Source organism: Rossellomorea oryzaecorticis, assembly GCF_045897515.1.
In the GTDB taxonomy this organism is placed as follows: Bacteria; Bacillota; Bacilli; order Bacillales; family Bacillaceae_B; genus Rossellomorea; species Rossellomorea enclensis.
The window spans coordinates 429,101-447,900 of sequence record NZ_JBJOSA010000001.1; the positions used below are offsets into that span (position 1 = coordinate 429,101).

An 18,800-nucleotide genomic window follows, 5' to 3' on the forward strand; every position below is an offset into this window, starting at 1 on the left:
GGGAGTATTTGACCGATATGTCTTATGTGCTTTTTTCACTGATCGGCGGAATCATCGCAATTGCTTACGTGTATATCCGCAGAACTAGGAAGAGACGTGTCCGATAGCCTTCTTCCCAATGTCTTTTCTGTAAAATAGACCTCTCCACCGGATTGTGTGCAATTTTTCATACACAGAATCATAAGCCGCTTCGACACTTCCGGCTTCAGCAGCGATCAACAGTACCCGGCCTCCGTCCGTCACCAGTTCCCCTTCTTCATTGCGGGCTGTCCCTGCATGGAAGACGAGTGCATCTTCTTTAAGACCCTGCAGCTCAGGCAGGCTGACGCCTTTTTGATATCCCTCCGGATAACCGTCTGAAGCCAGCACCACACCAAGCACCGCTTCTTCCTTCCACTCGAGGCTGATTTCTTTTCCATCAAGCAGATCTCTGATGACCAGCCCAAAATCTGATTTCATTCGCGGCAGGACGACCTGTGTTTCCGGATCCCCAAAGCGCGCATTGAATTCAATCACTTTCGGACCTTCTGCTGTCAGCATGAGCCCTGCATATAGAATACCCGTAAACGGCCGGCCTTCCTTCACCATCGCTTCCGCTGTCGGTAACAGGACCGTCGACACGGCTTCTTTCACCATCTCTTCAGGAATATGCGGCACAGGTGAGTATGCACCCATCCCGCCGGTGTTCGGACCCAGATCGCTGTCAAACGCACGCTTATGATCCTGCGCGATCACCATCGGATACACATTCTTGCCCTGTACAAATGCCATCAAGGAAAACTCTTCCCCTACAAGACATTCTTCAATCACCACTTTCACCGAAGCATCCCCGAATTTTTTATCGAGGAGCATTTCCTCCAGTGCCAGAAGTGCCTCTTCCTCCGTCTGTGCCACAACCACACCTTTACCGGCTGCAAGCCCGTCTGCCTTGATCACAATCGGTGCCCCGGCTTTTTTGATATAGGCCGACGCCGCTTGAATGTCTGTGAATACTTCATATGAGGCAGTCGGTATATTGTACTTCTTCATCAGTTCCTTCGAGAAGGACTTGCTGCCCTCTATGATTGCCGCGCTTTTAGAAGGACCGAATATCTTGAGCCCCTCGGCCTGGAACTCATCGACGATCCCATCCAGCAAAGGATTCTCAGGCCCGACGAACGTGAAATCTATATCCTTCTCTTTCGCAAACGAAATAAGTGCTGCAAAATCGGTTTCCTGGACAGGGATGCATTCAGCAACCTCCGCCATGCCCGGATTACCCGGTGCACAAAAAACTTGTGAAACACTTTCGCTCTCAGCCAGTTTCCGGGCGATCGCATGCTCCCGGCCGCCTCGTCCAATCACAAGTATCCTCATAGAAAAGCCTCCTTATAATGAGTGACCCCCTCCTTTTTTAAAATTGAGGGAGGGGGGTGGAATGTTAGTCTTTATTATGGTGGGGTGATGCTGTTGGGGTGTTGGGTTTTGTACCTGGTACAGAATGTGGTCTGGGTACCTGGTACAACTTGAGGTTGTTGTACCAGGTACAATTCACGGGTGTCGTACCTGGTACAAATTGCAGGTTTTGTACCAGGTACAAACTACGAGCTGTGTACCAGGTACACTCCAGATCAGCTGTGTGCCTCTTTGGGATGCCATTTAGGTGCCTGGCTCAAATCGTGCAAATTGAGCCAGGCTCAACACCCTCCATCTGAGCCTGGCTCAGACTACACCTTTTGTGCCTGGCACCAAACAGCCGAATTGTGCCTGGCACAAAAACCCCATTTTGTTCCTGGCACAATAAACTTATCCGTTCCTGGCACCAATCAACCTAATCCCGCTTGGAACAAACTAACCAACCAAACCCCTAAACCCTAATGTTTAAAATGACGAACCCCGGTAAACACCATTGTAATCCCGTATTCATCCGCTTTTCTGATCGAATCCTCATCACGGATCGATCCCCCCGGCTGGATGATGGCTGTGACGCCGGCTTTTGCCGCAGCTTCGACGGTGTCGTCCATCGGGAAGAAGGCGTCTGATGCCATGCTTGAACCTGCTGCGCGTCCGCCTGCCTGCTCGATCGCGATCTTGGCTGCTCCGACGCGGTTCATCTGTCCTGCTCCGACACCGATGGTCATCTGCGAATCAGTCAGGACGATGGCGTTTGATTTCACGTGTTTGACAACCTTCCAGCCGAGTTTCATGGCTGCCCATTCTTCTTCCGTCGGCTCACGCTTGGTGACGACTCTTACATCGGCATCATCCAGGGTGAAGGTATCATCCGATTGGACGAGAAGGCCTCCTTCGACTGTGGTGATCTTTTCTTCTAATTTGTTCAGTGATTCAAATGGCACCGTCAACAGACGGATATTCTTTTTACCGGAAAGGATCTCGAATGCTTCATCGGTGAATGATGGAGCAATGACGATCTCCAGGAAGATTTCATGAAGCTGTTTTGCCGTATCTTCGTCAACCACGCGGTTCAATGCGACGATGCCGCCGAAGATGGAAGTTGAATCGGCTTCATAAGCCTTTGTGAACGCTTCGCTGATTGTTTCACCCACTCCGACTCCGCACGGGTTCATGTGCTTGACTGCGACTGCCGCCGGCTCAGTGAATTCCTTGACAATCTGCAGGGCTGCATTGGCATCATTGATATTATTGTAGGAAAGTTCTTTCCCATGCAGCTGCCTCGCCATTGCTACGGAAAATTCAGAACCAAGCGGTGCGCGGTAGAAGGATGCCTTCTGATGAGGGTTTTCACCGTAGCGCAAGTTTTGTTTAAGTTCATAGGTCATGGTCAGGCGTTCCGGATTTTCCTCTCCGGATACTTCTGTCATATAACCCGCGATATGCGCATCATATGCTGCCGTGTGGCGGAATACTTTGGCAGCAAGCTTGCGGCGGTTCTCATGGGAAACCTCTCCGTTCAGCTTCAGCTCTGCAATCACCTGATCATAGTCGAGTGCGTCCACGACTACGGTCACATATGCATGGTTCTTGGCTGCTGCACGAAGCATCGTCGGTCCGCCTATATCGATATTTTCAATCGCGTCGTCAACACTTACATTCGGCTTGGCGATTGTCTGCTGAAATGGGTAGAGATTTACACAGACAAGGTCGATGCCTTCGATTCCCTGCTCCTCGAGCTGCAGGCGGTGCGATTCTTCGCCGCGTTTTGCAAGAAGTCCTCCGTGGATGGAAGGGTGAAGAGTTTTTACGCGGCCTTCAAGGATTTCCGGGAAGCCTGTGACTTCCTCGACGCCTTTCACTTCCAGGCCGTTTTCGGAAAGCAGTTTCTTCGTCCCGCCTGTTGAAAGGATTTCATATCCCAACTGGATTAGTTCCTGAGTGAATTCCACGATTCCGCTTTTATCTGAAACACTGATCAACGCTCTTTTTTTCATATGGCTCCTCCTCTGACTGATCACTATTTAATTGCCTTGTTAAAAGGCCCGTCCCTCATCACTTTACCACACTACCATAATAAAGCAATATGCTCTTCATGCAATTTCAGTACCCTGTTGTAAGGAAGAGGTGGTTGAGGGTCACCGGGTATAAGTGGTGTTCGACATGCTGGATTTTTTCCTGAAGGGAATCCCGTGTTTCCCCTGTGGAAATGCGGACGATTTCCTGTTCGATGATTTCACCTGTATCCATCCCGGCATCCACATAATGTACCGTTACCCCGGTGATTTTCACTCCGGCTTCGAGTGCCTGGCCGACGGCGTCTTTCCCCGGAAACGCAGGCAGAAGCGACGGATGGATATTGACGATCCTGCCTCCGTAGCTTTCAAGCAGGGTTGGGCCGATCAGCCTCATATAGCCTGCCAGCACAATGAAATCCACTCCGGCAGCTTCGAGGTGCCGCTGGATTTCCCTTTCGAATGCTTGCTTGTTTTCATAGTCTTTTGCACGGAATACGAAAGCAGGGATTCCGGCCGACTGTGCCCTGTGGATGACAAAGGCACCCGGCTGGTCACATACCAGCAGACCGATGTTCGCCTTCAGCGTACCGGCTTGAACGGCATCCACGATGGCTTGAAAATTACTCCCGCTTCCTGAAGCAAAAATGGCAATCTGTCTCATGACTAAGCCTCCATTACTGACTCGGTTTTTGTACGAATTGTACTCCTTCTTTGGTTGAAACCTTACCGATGATGCAGGCTGCCTCTCCCTGTCCGTTCAGGAAATCGACGATCTCTGCGGCGTCATCCTCTTCGACTGAAAGCACAAATCCGATCCCCATATTGAAGATGTTGTACATCTCTTCATGAGGGATACCTCCGTACTGTTTAAGCGCCGTGAAGATATCAGGCACTTCCCAGCTTCCTTCCGTGATCTCAGCTCCGAGTCCTTCAGGCATCATCCGCGGGATGTTCTCGATGAATCCGCCCCCGGTGATATGGGACATCCCATTGATGCGGTATCGTTTCAAAGCGGCCAGCACCGGTTTTACATAAATCCTCGTCGGTGCAAGCAATGCTTCCCTTAGTGTGGTTGTGGTGTTTAATCCCGGCAATGATTCTTCCAAAGAGAAAGGATGATCTTCAAAGAAGACCTTTCGCACTAAAGAGTATCCATTACTGTGTATACCACTTGAACCCAGTCCGATTAACACATTTCCTTCAGAAATGTTCTCTCCTGTTACAATTTCTTTCTTTTCACAAGCACCAACGGCAAAACCGGCGATATCATATTCTTCGTCTGTATACATCCCAGGCATTTCGGCTGTTTCGCCGCCGATCAGCGCACAGCCCGCCATTTCACATCCGTCCGCAATTCCTTTTACAATACCTTCTATCTTTGCCGGATGAGCCTTTCCGGTCGCTATATAATCTAAGAAATAAAGCGGCTCCGCTCCTTGTACGACAATATCATTCACGCACATCGCGACACAGTCGATGCCGATCGTATCGTGCTTGTCAGCCATGAACGCAAGCTTGAGCTTCGTCCCGACGCCGTCCGTCCCGGACACGAGGACCGGTTCCTTTAAACCAAGCTGTGACAGGTCAAACATACCGCCGAAGCTCCCCAGCTGACCGAGTACTCCTTCGCGTGCGGTACGTTTCACATGCTTCTTGATCCGTTCGACCGATTCATATCCTGCTTCTATATCTACGCCTGCCTGGCGGTACGCATTTGCCATCTCGATTTCCCCCTATTTCACTAGCTCTTTTTCATGCGGATGAAGCGTATCCGGGTAGATTTCCGTCGGATACTTCCCGGTGAAGCAGGCAAGGCACTGCCCGCAGTTAGGGGAAGAATCATCGCGCCCGATCGCTTTCAATACACCGTCCGTACTGAGGAATGTCAGCGAATCCGCCCCGATGATCTGACGCATTTCTTCCACTGAATTAGAAGACGCTATCAGTTCTTCATGAGTCGATGTATCAATTCCGTAGTAACACGGATTTTTAATAGGAGGGGAACTGATGCAGACATGCACTTCCTTCGCTCCCGCTTCCTTCAGCATACTGACGATCCGCCTGCTGGTCGTCCCGCGTACGATGGAATCATCCACCATGACGACGCGCTTTCCTTCCACGACCCCTCTTACCGGTGAAAGCTTCATCTTCACACCCTGTTCACGGAGGGACTGGGACGGCTGGATGAATGTACGCCCGACATAGCGATTCTTGATGAGCCCCATTTCATACGGGATCCCAGATGCTTCCGCGTAGCCGATCGCACTTGAAATACTTGAGTCAGGCACCCCGGTCACGACATCCGCTTCGATCGGTGATTCATATGCAAGCTCCATTCCCATCCGTTTGCGGGCTGAATGGACATTGATGCCCTGGATATTGCTGTCCGGTCTTGAAAAATACACATATTCCATCGTGCACATCGCATTTCCATTCGAAAAACTGAAGCGTTCAGAAGTGATCCCATCATCATTGATGATCAGGAGTTCACCAGGCTCGATGTCCCGTACGAATTCAGCTCCGACGATATCGAAGGCACAGGTTTCAGAAGCCACGCAGTAAGCGTCGCCAATTTTTGCAAGTGAGAGCGGGCGGAGCCCATGAGGATCAAGCGCCACCATCATCTCGGTCTCTGTCATGACCACAAACGCATAGGCACCCTTCAGCATCGTCAGTGCATTCTTCACCCGGTCCTTCAACTGTGCATATCCGCTTCTTTTGATCAGATGGGCAAGTACTTCTGTATCCGAAGTGGTTTGAAAAATACTGCCCTGCCCCTCAAGCTGATGCTTCAGGGCATTTGCATTGACCAGGTTCCCGTTATGGGCAAGCGCAAGCCCGCCGCTCTGCGAGTTAAAAAGGAGCGGCTGGACATTTTCATAGCCTCCGCCCCCTGCGGTCGCATAGCGGACGTGCCCGATCGCTCCGTCACCCGTTAGTTTCTCGATTGAACCTTCCTGGAACACTTCGGTTACAAGTCCTTCCCCTTTATGACCGCGAAGCGTCTCTCCGTCCGATACGATGATCCCGGTTCCTTCCTGTCCGCGGTGCTGCAGGCTGTGAAGGCCGTAGTACGTAATTTGGGCGGCATTCGGGTGTCCCCATATCCCGAATACCCCGCACTCTTCGTTTAAACCTTTGATTTCAGCAGGCATGGAATCGCTCCTCTCCAGGCTGATTCAAGTTCCCCGACAGCCGCTTGTACAAGGATTTCTCCTTTACGTGATGCAATCGTGACTTCCCCGTCTTTCTTGACGGCTCCGACTGCTTTCGCTTCCCCTACGAGTTTTTCAAACTCATCGCGATTCTCCGGCTTCACCGTCACCAGGAAGCGAGATTGTGTTTCGCTGAATAAATCCGTCACATGACATTCCCCGTCAACAAAGATTTCTGCTCCAAGTCCTTCTGTGCCGAACGTCGATTCTGCAAGCGCCACTGCAAGTCCGCCTTCCGCGAGATCATGGGCCGATGCGGCCAATCCTTTTTGGATGGCTTCGAGCAGCTGCATCTGTCGGCGGAGTTCAACTTTCAAATCAATGGCTGGCGCCTGTCCGAAAATCTTTCCTTCCGTCACCTTCTGCAGTTCGCTTCCGCCGAATTCGGCTTGTGTTTCCCCGATGATATAAATGAGATCCCCTGCTTCCTTGAAGCTTTGGGTCGTAACATGATCAAGATCTTCAACCAGTCCGACCATCCCGACAACAGGCGTCGGATAAACGGCTGTGCCCATTGATTCGTTATAGAGGGACACATTCCCGCCGATGACCGGTGTGGACAGCTCACGGCATGCTTCGCTCATCCCGTCCACGGATTTCTCGATCTGCCAGAAGATTTCAGGCTTCTCAGGATTTCCGAAATTCAGGCAGTCGGTGATTGCAAGCGGGATTCCGCCCGAGCACACGATATTGCGGGCCGCTTCCGCTACTGCGATTTTCCCGCCTACTTCAGGATCAAGGTACAGATAACGTGAATTACAATCTGTCGTCATCGCCAGCGCTTTTCTCGTCCCTCGCACCCGGACCACCGCTGCATCCGATCCAGGGGTGACGACCGTGCTTGTTCTGACCTGATGATCGTATTGATCATAGACCCATTCCTTACTCGCGATCGTCGGCTGTTTCAATAATGAGATCAGCGTTTCTTTATAATCATCCACCTGAGGTACCGGTGTTTCCATTGCCTGGAATTCTTTATAGTAAGCCGCTTCCTCGGAAGGCTTATGGTAAACAGGCGCTTCTTCCGCAAGGGCATCGACCGGAACATCCGCTGCCACTTCTCCTTTATGAAGGAGTCGGAGACGCTTGTCATCCGTCACTTTCCCTATTGAAACAGCTTCGAGGTCATATTTTGAAAACAGATCGACAATCTCCTGTTCGCGGCCTTTTTCAACGACGATCAGCATACGTTCCTGGGATTCCGAGAGCATCATTTCGTAAGCCGTCATCCCTCTTTCACGTTGAGGGACAAGATCAAGATTCATTTCAATCCCCGATCCGGCTTTTGACGCCATCTCCGCAGATGAGCTGGTCAATCCGGCCGCACCCATATCCTGGATCCCGACGAGTGCATCATTTTGAACCAATTCAAGACACGCCTCCAACAGTAGTTTCTCCATAAAAGGATCTCCAACCTGGACGGCAGGTCGTTTCTCTTCAGAGCCTTCGTTCAATTCTTCTGAAGCAAATGTCGCGCCATGGATCCCGTCACGGCCTGTTTTCGCCCCGACATACATGACCGTGTTACCAACACCGTGCGCCTGGCCTTTTTTGATATCCTTATGATCTATCAATCCGACACACATCGCGTTGACGAGCGGGTTGCCTTCATACGATGAGTCGAATTGGACTTCCCCTCCGACCGTCGGTATGCCGATGCAGTTGCCGTAGCCTGCGATCCCTGCGACTACTTCTTTAAATAGATACTGAACACGAGGAGAATCCAGCTCTCCAAAGCGTAAAGAGTTGAGGAGGGCAATGGGTCTCGCTCCCATTGAGAATACATCCCGTATAATGCCGCCGACACCCGTCGCCGCCCCTTGATAAGGTTCAATCGCTGAAGGGTGGTTGTGACTTTCGATTTTGAACACCACTGCCTGATCATCGCCGATATCAACAATCCCAGCTCCTTCCCCGGGTCCCTGCAGAACTCGCTCGCCAGTCACCGGGAACTTCTTCAGGACTGGCTTTGAATTTTTATAGCTGCAGTGTTCCGACCACATGACCGAGAATAGACCGGTCTCCGTGTAGTTCGGTGTTCTTCCCAGGATGTTTTCCACCATTGAAAATTCTTCGTCCGTTAAGCCCATTTCACGATAAAGCTGTTCTTCTTTCACCTTTGATGGGGTTGGTTCAAGCATTAACGACATGTTTTTCCCTCCAGTGTTTGACAATCGATTGAAAGAGTTTCTTCCCGTCTTCACTACCTAATAAAGTGTCCATCGCCCGTTCAGGGTGAGGCATCATGCCAAGGACATTCCCGTTCTCATTCGTGACCCCCGCGATATCCGCCACACTCCCGTTCGGATTCCCGCCGCTGTAGGTGAACACAATCTGGTTGTTCTCCTGCAGTCTTTGGAGCGTCTCTTCGTCACAAAAGTAATTGCCTTCTCCGTGAGCGATCGGGATGTGAATCTCCGTCCCTTTTTCATAGCTGTTCGTAAACATCGTTTCATTGTTCTCAACCGTTAACGGAACCGTCTTGCAGATGAACTTCAGGCTGTCATTCCGGCGCATCGCCCCCGGAAGAAGGCCCGTTTCCAAGAGGATCTGGAATCCGTTGCACACACCCAGTACCGGTTTCCCCTGCTGGGCAGCCTTCACTACTTCCTTCATCACATTTGAAAAGCGCGCGATCGCCCCTGAGCGCAGGTAATCCCCGTATGAGAATCCTCCCGGCAAAAGAATAGCATCATAGTTTTCCAGAGAAAGATCATCATGCCAGACGTAATCGACTTCTTCCCCGATCTCATCCTTGATTGCATGGTACATATCAATGTCACAGTTGGATCCCGGAAATACAATCACCGCAAATTTCATTGAGCCACACTCTCCTCGATTTCGTATCGATAATCCTCGATTACAGGGTTTGCCAGCAGACGGTGGCACATCTCTTCAACAGCCGCTTCGACATTTTCCACCGTCGACGGAAGGGTAAGCTCCATATACTTTCCGACGCGTACATCTTCAACTGCCTTGAACTCCATTGAATGAAGCGCCTGTTTAACCGCGCTCCCCTGAGGATCCAATACGCTTTCTCTTAACGTGATGTAAACTTTTACTTTGTACATAGACCTTTTCCCCCTAAACGTTCTAGTATGATTGAATAGACTTCTGTTAAACTGCCTAACTCTCTTCTGAACACATCTTTATCAAGCTTTTGCTTCGTCTCCCGATCCCACAGACGGCACGTATCCGGCGAGATTTCATCCCCGAGCAGAATCTTCCCGCTGCTGTCTTTCCCGAACTCAAGCTTGAAATCCACCAGCAGCACTCCCGCTTCTTTAAAAACCCCTTGAAGGACTTCATTGACATTTAGGGCCATTTCCCTTAACTGCAGCCGTTCTTCTTTTGTTGCGATTTCCAGGTAGTCAATGTGATCATCCGTGATCAGCGGGTCGCCGAGGTCATCATTTTTATAATAAAATTCGATGATCGGCTTCGGCATTTCAGTCCCCTCTTCAATGCCAAGGCGCTTGGATAGACTACCGGCGATCACATTCCGCACGACCACTTCCAGCGGAATGATGTCGACCCGTTTCACGAGCTGCTCATGATCTGACAACTGCTTGATGAAATGACTCTCGACCCCTTGTTCGGCAAGCTTTGAAAATAGCAGACTCGAAATCTTATTATTTAAAACCCCTTTGCCGTCGATGTCCGCTTTCTTCTCCCCGTTAAAAGCAGTGGCTGAATCCTTGTATCGGATCCAGACGACCTCTTCATCGTTCGTGGAAAAAATTTGTTTTGCTTTTCCTTCATATAAAAGCGTCCTTTTTTCCATCTAAAATCCCCCTGTAATTTCAATATTGGCAATCTTCAGTCTATATTTGGATAAAAAAAGGGAGGGATCCTTTTAAAAACCCCTGCCCTATGTACTTGTCGAAATATTACTCAACCAGTCCGCAGCGTTCAAAAATCGTATCGACATGCTTCAGATGGTAGTTATAATCGAAGCAGTCATCGATTTCCGCCGGAGAAAGCTTGGATGTAATCGTGCCGTCTTCCTCGATCAGCGACCGGAACGGAACCTGCTTCTCCCATGCTTCCATCGCCTTCGGCTGCACCGTATCATATGCTTCCTCGCGCGCCATCCCTTTATCAATCAGGGCAAGCAGGACACGCTGTGAGTAGATCAGCCCGAGTGTACGATCCATGTTGCGCTTCATATTTTCAGGGAATACCGTCAAGTTCTTCACGATATTTGCGAAGCGGTTCAACATGTAATTGAGAGCGATCGTCGCATCGGGTAAAATCACCCGTTCAGCAGATGAATGAGAGATATCACGCTCATGCCATAACGGCACATTCTCATAGGCAGTCATCATATAACCTCTGATCACACGCGCCATCCCCGTCATATTCTCTGAACCGATCGGGTTGCGCTTATGAGGCATGGCTGATGAACCCTTTTGACCTTTTGCGAAAAACTCTTCCACTTCACGGGTTTCACTCTTCTGAAGGCCGCGCACTTCAACAGCAAATTTCTCAATCGATGTCGCAATCAAAGCAAGTGTACCCATGTAGTGAGCATGGCGGTCACGCTGCAGCGTTTGAGTGGAAACCGGTGCAGGCTTGATGCCTAATTTTTCACACACATATGATTCAACGAATGGATCGATATTCGCATACGTTCCGACAGCACCGGAAATCTTACCGAATTCCACACCGTCAGCAGCAGCTTTAAAGCGCTCGACGTTTCGTTTCATCTCTTCGTACCAAAGGGCAAGCTTCAGTCCGAAAGTCGTCGGTTCGGCGTGAACACCATGCGTCCGTCCCATCATGACCGTATGTTTATGCTCGATTGCTTTATTTTTCAAAATCTCTACGAATCGCTCAAGATCCTTCAGGATGATTTCATTCGCCTGCTTCAGTTGATAAGAAAGAGCGGTATCGACTACGTCCGTTGAAGTTAATCCATAATGAACCCATTTTCTTTCTTCCCCAAGTGTTTCAGAAACGGCACGCGTGAAAGCCACGACATCATGGCGTGTTTCTGCTTCGATTTCTTTGATGCGTTCCACATTGAAGCCCGCGTTTTCCTGGATCTTCGCCACATCTTCTTTCGGGATATCGCCAAGTTCAGACCAGGCTTCACAAGCAAGGATCTCTACTTCAAGCCATGCCTGAAATCTGTTTTCCTCTGTCCAAATCGCTCCCATTTCAGGGCGTGTATAACGTTCAATCATTTCATTCGTCCTCCGATCTTTTCCTGCACCTTCCAAACCCCGGCATCATTCACGGACTCAAGCGTCTGCTCAATGTCATCGGTCAGAATCGTGACATGCCCCATCTTCCGTTTCTGCTTCGGCACATCTTTTCCATACAGATGCACAAACCAGGAAGGCTGATTTGGAATAGCTTTCATTACAGGCTCTATATGCTCACCTAATAGGTTAACCATCACAGCGTTCTTTAATAAGGAAGGCTTTCTTAGCGGCCAGTTGCAAACCGCTTTGATATGCTGGGCGAACTGGGAAGAGTCGCATGCTTCGATTGAATAATGACCAGAATTATGCGGCCTCGGCGCCAGTTCATTGATGAATATGCAGCCGTCTTCCGTCAGGAACATCTCAATCGCAAGCGTCCCGACCAGGTCGAGTGTCTCGCTGATTTTTTCGGCCATTTCAATCGCCTTGCCTGAAATATCTTCAGAGACTCGCGCCGGGGCAATCGTTTCATGAAGGATATTGTCAACATGAACATTTTCCACCACCGGAAAATGAGTCTGCTGTCCGTCGGGATTCCTCGTGACGATCACCGATAGTTCCCGCTCAAACGGAATCCATTTTTCAAGTACACACGGTCCGTTTTCCAAAAGCGCCGCCGCTTCTGCCACTTCTTCCACTTTGCGGATCACAAATTGCCCTTTGCCGTCATATCCGCCCCTTGAAGTCTTCAGAACAGCTGGATAGCCAAGCTTTTCTATATTATCATAGATGTCCTCTTCCTGTAGAATCACAGCATAAGGAGCCACTTCAACCCCCGCCAGGGTCAATGCTGCCTTCTCCTGGATGCGGTCCTGAGTGATGCGGATCAGTTCCGCACCCTGCGGCACGTACGCCCTGCCCGAGAGCCATTTCAACGCGTCATAGTCAATGTTCTCAAACTCATACGTAATCACATCAGATGCTTCTGCCAGGCGGTCGAGTGCTTCATATTGGTCAAATGGAGCGGTGATCACCAGGTCCGCAACCTGTGCACAAGGCGATGCAGGTGATGGATCCAATACCGCTATCTTGAATCCGTTGTGCTTCGCAGCAAGGGCCATCATCCTTCCAAGCTGCCCTCCGCCGATGATCCCGATTGTCTGTCCAGGTAAAATTGTCTTTTTAAACAAGGTCATCACTGCTTTCCATCACTTTTTCGCGTAATTCCTCACGTCTGGTTTCCAACTTGTCTGCCAGGGCACCATCATCGATCGAGAGGATCTGCGCGGCAAGCAGTCCCGCATTGACCGCTCCCGCCTTACCGATGGCAACGGTCGCAACCGGCACCCCGCCGGGCATCTGTACTATGGACAGAAGGGAGTCCATCCCGTTCAGCGCCTTCGACTGCACCGGCACCCCGATGACAGGAAGAGTCGTTTTGGCAGCCACCATGCCAGGAAGATGAGCTGCACCCCCTGCACCGGCGATGATTACCTTTATGCCTCTGTCCCTCACAGTTTCGGCATATTCGAACATATAATCAGGTGTACGATGGGCCGAGACGACCCTTTTCTCAAAAGGAACCCCGAGCTCCTCCAGAATGTCACACGCATGCTTCATCGTTTCCCAGTCTGATGTACTTCCCATAATGATCCCTATCATATCGTGACGGCACCTCCACTCGAATTCTTCACAAAAAATACCCAGATCAATTGATCTCTCCAATATGAGAGAAAGCAATTGATCTGGGTATTTTCACCGTACAGAAAGAGCCCTTCCAAAAAGGGACAGCAAAGACACTTCTGCATCCAGACAGTCACTTCCCCTCATAGTCCGGCCGTTTACGGCAGCCGGGTAGAAACTTACAGGCCCTATCCCCGTTATTATATGAGGGTATTCGATTTATTTGTCTTCATCATACCGTTATTCACCGGCACTGTCAACGAATAATCGAACGATTTTAAATGTCTGAAAATTAATGTTCGGTTTTAAGCGGAATCACTCTTCCATTTTCTTTCCTTCGAACACAATTGTCTGCCTTACAGGGACAACATCTGTTTTCCCACCGTCTTTCATCTCTTCAAAAACAGGCTTCTCCATCCTTCTGACCGGCATATAACCCATTTCCTTCATACGGTCGAGGCAATCGCCGATCGTTTCATGTTCCTGCACTTCAAATAAAAGCTTCTTTTTACTCATACTTTGATTTTTCCTTTGCGTATATTTCGGACGGTCTTCACCCAGAACCCGCCGTGGATCGTCTTCGGCTCGTATGCGATGATGAACGCTTTAGGATCCAGCTCCTTGATCGTTGCGTACAGCTTCATTTCATACTTGCGCGGCGTCAGGATCTGCAGGGCCATCCGATTTCCTTCCAGGCCGTTCGCTTCCCAGTTGGTCACCCCGTAGCCTTTCGAACGGAGTTGATCCGGAAGAGCTTTATCATATTCCTTGGTGATCACGTTAACCGTAATATACCCCAAAGCGAGCTTCTCTTCAATCTTCATACCGACCACAACCCCGATTCCGTAACCGACCGCATAGGCAATCAAGTTCTGGATTTCATTCAGGTTGTCCAATACCAGGCCGAGACCGACTACATAAATGACGACCTCGAACGTACTCACAAATGCCGCAAAATAACGGTACCCCTTCAGCGTCAGGATCATCCGTATCGTAAAAAACGACACGTACACAATATTTATCACTAAGATGATCAGCACCATCATCACACTATTCTCTAACAACTTTCGTCCCTCCCATAGGATGCTCAAATCATTTTCCTATTTTACTAGAAATAACGCGGAATATGAACCGCTGGAAGGAAAATAAACGCGAAGTTCCGTATGACAATATTTAGCAAAAGCGAATTTTTTCGAATATAAATCAGCGGAAAGGGATTTCTCATCAAATTCTAATCTTTTTTTAATTGCTTTCACCTTTAGCCGCGTTAGTATAGGAATTGCTTAAGAATATTAGTGCTTAACATAGCTAATCACTTCCTTCTTGTGTAATCTTATTTTATAAGATTCATTCTAAATTTCTTCATTTGTTGACAAAAGCCATGCTGAGGCTTTTGTCTTTTTTTTGGCTATATCCCGGTGCCCGAATGGCAACCCTAATACGAGAAGCAATTTTGTTTCAATTTATTTGATTCCTTACATTACCGCTAATGATTTCCATGCAAAACTTCGCTTTCCGCGGGCGGTTGGTGAGCCTCCTCGGCAAGCCTGCGGGTTAGAAAAGCGGAAAGGCTTTGGTCAGAGGCGGGTGGCATAAGGCGAATCGTCCACGAAGGCGTTCTTTGTCTTCTTGGGCGAGTTGACTTATGACATGTGCCTCTAAGCCTTGGAGCTAGACAGGTCTCACCTAACACGCTTTTCCCGCAGGAGTCTACGTTTTGCACTCCAATCAATCGCTGGAACCGGTTTTGAATATAGATAAATTTACACACTTTCAATTCTGGATAAAGGGATTGAAGCTTATTATTAGACCTTCTTAATCCCTCAATTCAGGACGAAAAGCATTTCAAATAATATTTTTCAACAAAAAAGGTTCAATGACTGTGCGGAAGTGCACGTCATTGAACCTTTTGACCGTTTTAGATTGCTGCCGGTTTTGTTACTTTTTTGCCTTCGATTTTGCTTACTGCTTCTTCGCTTGTATCGACGCGTCTGACGAACAGGGCCAATACGAGGGCTACAAGGTTGATTCCAAGGGCAACGTAGAAGGAATATTGAATCCCTGCTAGCAGGGATTGCTGTGTCAACAGGGCAGTCGACTGTTCTGTCACAGTCGCCGGATCTACACCGCTCATCAAGCTCTCTGCCTCAGTCTTGGCAACTGTATTCATGATGGTGATCAGGATCGCCGTACCGATTGAACCGGATACTTGCTGTGCCGTATTATTCACCGCTGTTCCGTGCGGATTCAAACGGTTAGGAAGCTGATTCAAACCATTCGTCATGATCGGCATCATCACCATGGACATCCCAAACAGACGCAGTGTGTAAATCATGATGATATGAGTATAAGTCGTATCGATCTGCAAGTGTGCCAGCATATACGTGGATACTGCAGTGATCGTAAGTCCGGTAAGCGAAAGCACACGAGGACCGAATTTATCAAACAACTTACCAGTGATCGGAGACATGATTCCCATGATGATCGCACCCGGAAGCATCATCAGACCTGAATCCAGCGGGGAAATACCGCGGACACTCTGAACATATGCAGGTGTCAAAATCATTCCTGAGAACATGGCAACCGCATTGACGATCGCGATCACGGATGCAAGTGCGAACATCGGATACTTATAAACATGAAGATCCAATAACGGCTCATCAATCTTGAACTGACGGATAATGAAAGCAGCCAAGGCGATGCCACCGACAATAAGAGTCGTTAACACAATGCCATCCGTCCATCCGTCTGAACTTGCAGTGGAGCACCCGTATAACAATCCTCCAAATCCGATGACAGAAAGAATGAGCGACATCATATCAAGTGAAGCTTCTTTATTTTGATCCATGATATTTCTGAATTTCCATACGGCCAGTAACAAGCTCATGACAGCCAATGGCAGGATCATTTCAAACAGCAGACGCCAGTCGTGATGTTCCACGATGTAACCGGACAATGTCGGTCCGATTGCAGGGGCTGTGATCATGACCAGTCCGAAGACTCCCATCGCCGCCCCGCGCTTTTCACGGGGAAAGCTGACGAGCATAACGTTCATCAATAGTGGCCCCATTACAGAGGAACCTGCAGCCTGAACCATACGGCCTGTAAGAAGCAAACCAAAGTTTGGTGCAAAAGCTGCCAGTGCAGTACCCAGAGTGAAGATGGCCAGAGAAGTAATGACCAGGTTACGGTTCGAGAAACGAGTGATTAAAAACGCTGAAGCCGGTATCAACACCCCGCTCACAAGCATATACCCCGTAGCAAGCCACTGAACAGTTGAATAATCTGCTATTTCCAAGTCAACCATGATGGATGGCAGTGCTACATTTAATAATGAGTTATTTAAAAATGCGACGAAAGCTCCAATGAAAAGTATCGCCAACATTAAATAAGGCGGTTTTTTATTTTGAATTGCTGAGTCCATACCCTCATCCCTTTTTCTTTTAGTATTTTATTTTGCTACTCGAACTATTTTATACCCATAGTTCAAATAAATCAACACTTTTATACCGTTAGTATAAAAATATTGTCTTTCCAGTCTAAGAAAACTATACTAATCTATAGAGGGAAGACTGGAGGCACGTATGAATAATCGAAAAAGAAAAGTCGCAGATATCGCATTATCATTATTTATAGAGAAAGGTTTCCAACAGACTTCAATCCAGGAAATCATAGATAAAGCCAATATTTCAAAAGGGACGTTCTATAATTACTTCACGTCCAAAAACGATTGTATCGCTGATATTTTGGAGTACCTGCGCTATGACGCCAGTCAGCAAAGGGTCGCCATGCAGATTGGAAAAGATGCAAAGGACCGGAACGTCCTGGCAGAGCAGATCACCATCCTGATCAGATTAAATAAAGAACGCAATTTAAATGTACTTTTCGAAGCAATCCTTTCATCCAACGAAGCTGATCTTAAAAAACTGGTCATGCAGCACAGGATGATCGAGATGGAATGGCTGTCCAACCGTTTCATCGAAGTCATGGGTGATGAAATAAGGGAAGTTGCCTTTGAGGGGACGGTCCTGTTTTATGGAATGCTTCAATATGAATTGTTTACGATGCGGGTGACAAACAGCTCTTCGTCAGTTGAGAAGCTGGTGGATGTAGTGCTGTCATATATTGAATTGATCATTCCATATATGTTGAAACATGATACAGCCATGTTGGATCACTCAGCAATCGATCTTTTGCAATCCAATATTGATAAACGAACTGTTACGAAATCGGATATAGTGGAGCATGGTGAACGCCTTCAGAAACATTGTCGTTTTAACGATGAGCAGCAGGACTTATTCGACGCTATCATAAATGAAGTGCAGCAGGACCGGATCCGTAAAGTCGTCCTTAAGCCCCTGCTGAAACCATTCCAGCAATTATTCAATGACACGGATGAAGAGTCCCATGTGCATAAGTTTACGAATATGATTTGGTATTATTTGAAGTCGGTTTGATGACTTTATATTGATGGATGCCTCCGAAAAGGTTACTTTTTGGGGGCATTTTTATTTAAAGAGATTGGACGTGGGATTTTTTTATTACAAGACTTGTTTAGGGAAAGATACATTCAGTTGATATAGGGATTGTTGATAGTGATGTGAATGATAAAGGCTTCAATTTGATAATAAATGCAGGTTTGCGTTAATAAGAAGACGGATTCGATTATATCTCAATGCATTTGAAAAAAGGAGTTTCTGTTTCGCTAATAAAAGTTCGATTTCCGATAATACATTCGTTGATTCCGATAATAAAAAGTCGATTTTCGATAATATCTAGGATTCAGCCATCAACCCAATACTCAATTTCGTGATATTTATATAAAATAGACACGTTTTTTCAGAAAACATGACTTGCTTTTTTAACCCAAGACAAGGTTTTTTATTAAAATAGACAAATAACGGGCTTTAAAGAAGGAAATTTGATAGTTTTAATAAAAAGATGTGAAGACGTTTTTGGTTAACCATTATCCAATCCACTGCTATACCATCATCGTTTCACCCCACACAAAAAAAGAACAACTCCTAAGAGCTGCCCTTTTTTCTATTTGCCTGGCGATGTCCTACTCTCACAGGGGGAGATCCCCCAACTACCATCGGCGCTGAAGAGCTTAACTTCCGTGTTCGGCATGGGAACGGGTGTGACCTCTTCGCCATAATCACCAGACGAATATTCAATTGAAGGTTTGTTCCTTCAAAACTAGATAAAGGATTGATGTCAAGAATACCGGTATTGCCGTGTTGTTCATTTAAAAATGACTCTTTGTGGTTAAGTCCTCGATCGATTAGTATCAGTCAGCTCCACATGTCGCCATGCTTCCACCTCTGACCTATCTACCTGGT

Annotated in this window: 17 protein-coding genes, 1 rRNA gene and 1 riboswitch; of the genes, 2 read left to right on the forward strand and 16 right to left on the reverse strand. The window is 48.1% G+C overall.

Annotated elements, in window-relative coordinates; translation table 11 throughout:
- Positions 1-17 precede the first annotated feature (17 nt).
- A complete protein-coding gene (locus tag ACKA06_RS02085) occupies positions 18-107 on the forward strand; it encodes an EYxxD motif small membrane protein (RefSeq protein WP_336433374.1) in 90 nt (29 codons plus the stop codon).
- On the opposite strand, the gene purD is transcribed toward ACKA06_RS02085, so the two are convergent.
- From purD to ACKA06_RS02160, 15 genes are all read right to left on the reverse strand, one after another.
- Complete coding sequence (purD, locus tag ACKA06_RS02090) at positions 85-1,356, reverse strand: phosphoribosylamine--glycine ligase (RefSeq protein WP_411158942.1); 1,272 nt, start codon at positions 1,354-1,356, stop codon at positions 85-87. The genes ACKA06_RS02085 and purD overlap by 23 nt on opposite strands.
- Positions 1,357-1,853: 497 nt before the next feature.
- Entirely contained in the window at positions 1,854-3,389 is a 1,536-nt protein-coding gene (gene purH, locus ACKA06_RS02095) for a bifunctional phosphoribosylaminoimidazolecarboxamide formyltransferase/IMP cyclohydrolase (protein ID WP_214872758.1), read from the reverse strand.
- A gap of 106 nt (positions 3,390-3,495) precedes the next feature.
- The gene (purN, locus tag ACKA06_RS02100) at positions 3,496-4,071 is read right to left on the reverse strand and encodes a phosphoribosylglycinamide formyltransferase (protein ID WP_198259339.1); all 576 of its coding nucleotides are present in this window, start codon (positions 4,069-4,071) and stop codon (positions 3,496-3,498) included.
- A 13-nt stretch (positions 4,072-4,084) separates the two neighbouring features.
- A complete protein-coding gene (gene purM / locus ACKA06_RS02105; protein WP_198259338.1) occupies positions 4,085-5,131 on the reverse strand; it encodes a phosphoribosylformylglycinamidine cyclo-ligase in 1,047 nt (348 codons plus the stop codon).
- A 12-nt stretch (positions 5,132-5,143) separates the two neighbouring features.
- On the reverse strand, positions 5,144-6,565 hold the full coding sequence (purF, locus tag ACKA06_RS02110) for an amidophosphoribosyltransferase (RefSeq protein ID WP_032085813.1): 1,422 nt from the start codon (positions 6,563-6,565) through the stop codon (positions 5,144-5,146).
- Positions 6,541-8,775, reverse strand: coding sequence for a phosphoribosylformylglycinamidine synthase subunit PurL (gene purL / locus ACKA06_RS02115; RefSeq protein WP_411158943.1), 2,235 nt, complete (start codon positions 8,773-8,775; stop codon positions 6,541-6,543). The genes purF and purL overlap by 25 nt, the downstream gene beginning before the upstream one ends.
- Complete coding sequence (gene purQ, locus ACKA06_RS02120) at positions 8,759-9,445, reverse strand: phosphoribosylformylglycinamidine synthase subunit PurQ (protein WP_032085444.1); 687 nt, start codon at positions 9,443-9,445, stop codon at positions 8,759-8,761. Before purQ ends, purL begins: the two co-directional genes overlap by 17 nt.
- Positions 9,442-9,696, reverse strand: a complete 255-nt coding sequence (gene purS / locus ACKA06_RS02125; protein WP_032085443.1) for a phosphoribosylformylglycinamidine synthase subunit PurS — start codon at positions 9,694-9,696, stop codon at positions 9,442-9,444. The genes purQ and purS overlap by 4 nt, the downstream gene beginning before the upstream one ends.
- A complete protein-coding gene (gene purC / locus ACKA06_RS02130; RefSeq protein WP_411158944.1) occupies positions 9,684-10,409 on the reverse strand; it encodes a phosphoribosylaminoimidazolesuccinocarboxamide synthase in 726 nt (241 codons plus the stop codon). The genes purS and purC overlap by 13 nt, the downstream gene beginning before the upstream one ends.
- A gap of 106 nt (positions 10,410-10,515) precedes the next feature.
- Positions 10,516-11,814, reverse strand: a complete 1,299-nt coding sequence (gene purB / locus ACKA06_RS02135) for an adenylosuccinate lyase (protein WP_411158945.1) — start codon at positions 11,812-11,814, stop codon at positions 10,516-10,518.
- The gene (gene purK, locus ACKA06_RS02140) at positions 11,811-12,971 is read right to left on the reverse strand and encodes a 5-(carboxyamino)imidazole ribonucleotide synthase (protein WP_032085440.1); all 1,161 of its coding nucleotides are present in this window, start codon (positions 12,969-12,971) and stop codon (positions 11,811-11,813) included. Before purK ends, purB begins: the two co-directional genes overlap by 4 nt.
- On the reverse strand, positions 12,958-13,437 hold the full coding sequence (gene purE, locus ACKA06_RS02145; RefSeq protein WP_032085439.1) for a 5-(carboxyamino)imidazole ribonucleotide mutase: 480 nt from the start codon (positions 13,435-13,437) through the stop codon (positions 12,958-12,960). Before purE ends, purK begins: the two co-directional genes overlap by 14 nt.
- Before the next feature lie 147 nt (positions 13,438-13,584).
- Positions 13,585-13,686, reverse strand: a riboswitch (purine riboswitch).
- Between the two features lie 87 nt (positions 13,687-13,773).
- Positions 13,774-13,974, reverse strand: coding sequence for an NETI motif-containing protein (locus ACKA06_RS02150; RefSeq protein WP_032085438.1), 201 nt, complete (start codon positions 13,972-13,974; stop codon positions 13,774-13,776).
- The gene (locus tag ACKA06_RS02155) at positions 13,971-14,501 is read right to left on the reverse strand and encodes a DUF2179 domain-containing protein (RefSeq protein ID WP_162266036.1); all 531 of its coding nucleotides are present in this window, start codon (positions 14,499-14,501) and stop codon (positions 13,971-13,973) included. The genes ACKA06_RS02150 and ACKA06_RS02155 overlap by 4 nt, the downstream gene beginning before the upstream one ends.
- Positions 14,502-15,376: 875 nt before the next feature.
- Positions 15,377-16,882: a DHA2 family efflux MFS transporter permease subunit gene (locus tag ACKA06_RS02160; protein ID WP_058299127.1), complete on the reverse strand. Its 1,506-nt coding sequence runs from the start codon at positions 16,880-16,882 to the stop codon at positions 15,377-15,379.
- Positions 16,883-17,042: 160 nt separating this feature from the next.
- On the opposite strand from ACKA06_RS02160, the gene ACKA06_RS02165 reads away from it, so the two are divergent.
- The gene (locus ACKA06_RS02165) at positions 17,043-17,915 is read left to right on the forward strand and encodes a TetR/AcrR family transcriptional regulator (protein WP_411158946.1); all 873 of its coding nucleotides are present in this window, start codon (positions 17,043-17,045) and stop codon (positions 17,913-17,915) included.
- A gap of 592 nt (positions 17,916-18,507) precedes the next feature.
- Here the strand turns inward: ACKA06_RS02165 and rrf are convergent.
- Positions 18,508-18,624 (reverse strand): 5S ribosomal RNA (gene rrf / locus ACKA06_RS02170).
- Positions 18,625-18,800: the final 176 nt, after the last annotated feature.

Coding starts and splice junctions, on each gene's coding strand:
- ACKA06_RS02085 (WP_336433374.1), top strand. CDS start 18: ATGTCTTATGTGCTTTTTTCACTGATCGGCGGAATCATCGCAATTGCT.
- purD (WP_411158942.1), bottom strand. CDS start 1,356: ATGAGGATACTTGTGATTGGACGAGGCGGCCGGGAGCATGCGATCGCC.
- purH (WP_214872758.1), bottom strand. CDS start 3,389: ATGAAAAAAAGAGCGTTGATCAGTGTTTCAGATAAAAGCGGAATCGTG.
- purN (WP_198259339.1), bottom strand. CDS start 4,071: ATGAGACAGATTGCCATTTTTGCTTCAGGAAGCGGGAGTAATTTTCAA.
- purM (WP_198259338.1), bottom strand. CDS start 5,131: ATGGCAAATGCGTACCGCCAGGCAGGCGTAGATATAGAAGCAGGATAT.
- purF (WP_032085813.1), bottom strand. CDS start 6,565: ATGCCTGCTGAAATCAAAGGTTTAAACGAAGAGTGCGGGGTATTCGGG.
- purL (WP_411158943.1), bottom strand. CDS start 8,775: ATGTCGTTAATGCTTGAACCAACCCCATCAAAGGTGAAAGAAGAACAG.
- purQ (WP_032085444.1), bottom strand. CDS start 9,445: ATGAAATTTGCGGTGATTGTATTTCCGGGATCCAACTGTGACATTGAT.
- purS (WP_032085443.1), bottom strand. CDS start 9,696: ATGTACAAAGTAAAAGTTTACATCACGTTAAGAGAAAGCGTATTGGAT.
- purC (WP_411158944.1), bottom strand. CDS start 10,409: ATGGAAAAAAGGACGCTTTTATATGAAGGAAAAGCAAAACAAATTTTT.
- purB (WP_411158945.1), bottom strand. CDS start 11,814: ATGATTGAACGTTATACACGCCCTGAAATGGGAGCGATTTGGACAGAG.
- purK (WP_032085440.1), bottom strand. CDS start 12,971: ATGACCTTGTTTAAAAAGACAATTTTACCTGGACAGACAATCGGGATC.
- purE (WP_032085439.1), bottom strand. CDS start 13,437: ATGATAGGGATCATTATGGGAAGTACATCAGACTGGGAAACGATGAAG.
- ACKA06_RS02150 (WP_032085438.1), bottom strand. CDS start 13,974: ATGAGTAAAAAGAAGCTTTTATTTGAAGTGCAGGAACATGAAACGATC.
- ACKA06_RS02155 (WP_162266036.1), bottom strand. CDS start 14,501: ATGGTGCTGATCATCTTAGTGATAAATATTGTGTACGTGTCGTTTTTT.
- ACKA06_RS02160 (WP_058299127.1), bottom strand. CDS start 16,882: ATGGACTCAGCAATTCAAAATAAAAAACCGCCTTATTTAATGTTGGCG.
- ACKA06_RS02165 (WP_411158946.1), top strand. CDS start 17,043: ATGAATAATCGAAAAAGAAAAGTCGCAGATATCGCATTATCATTATTT.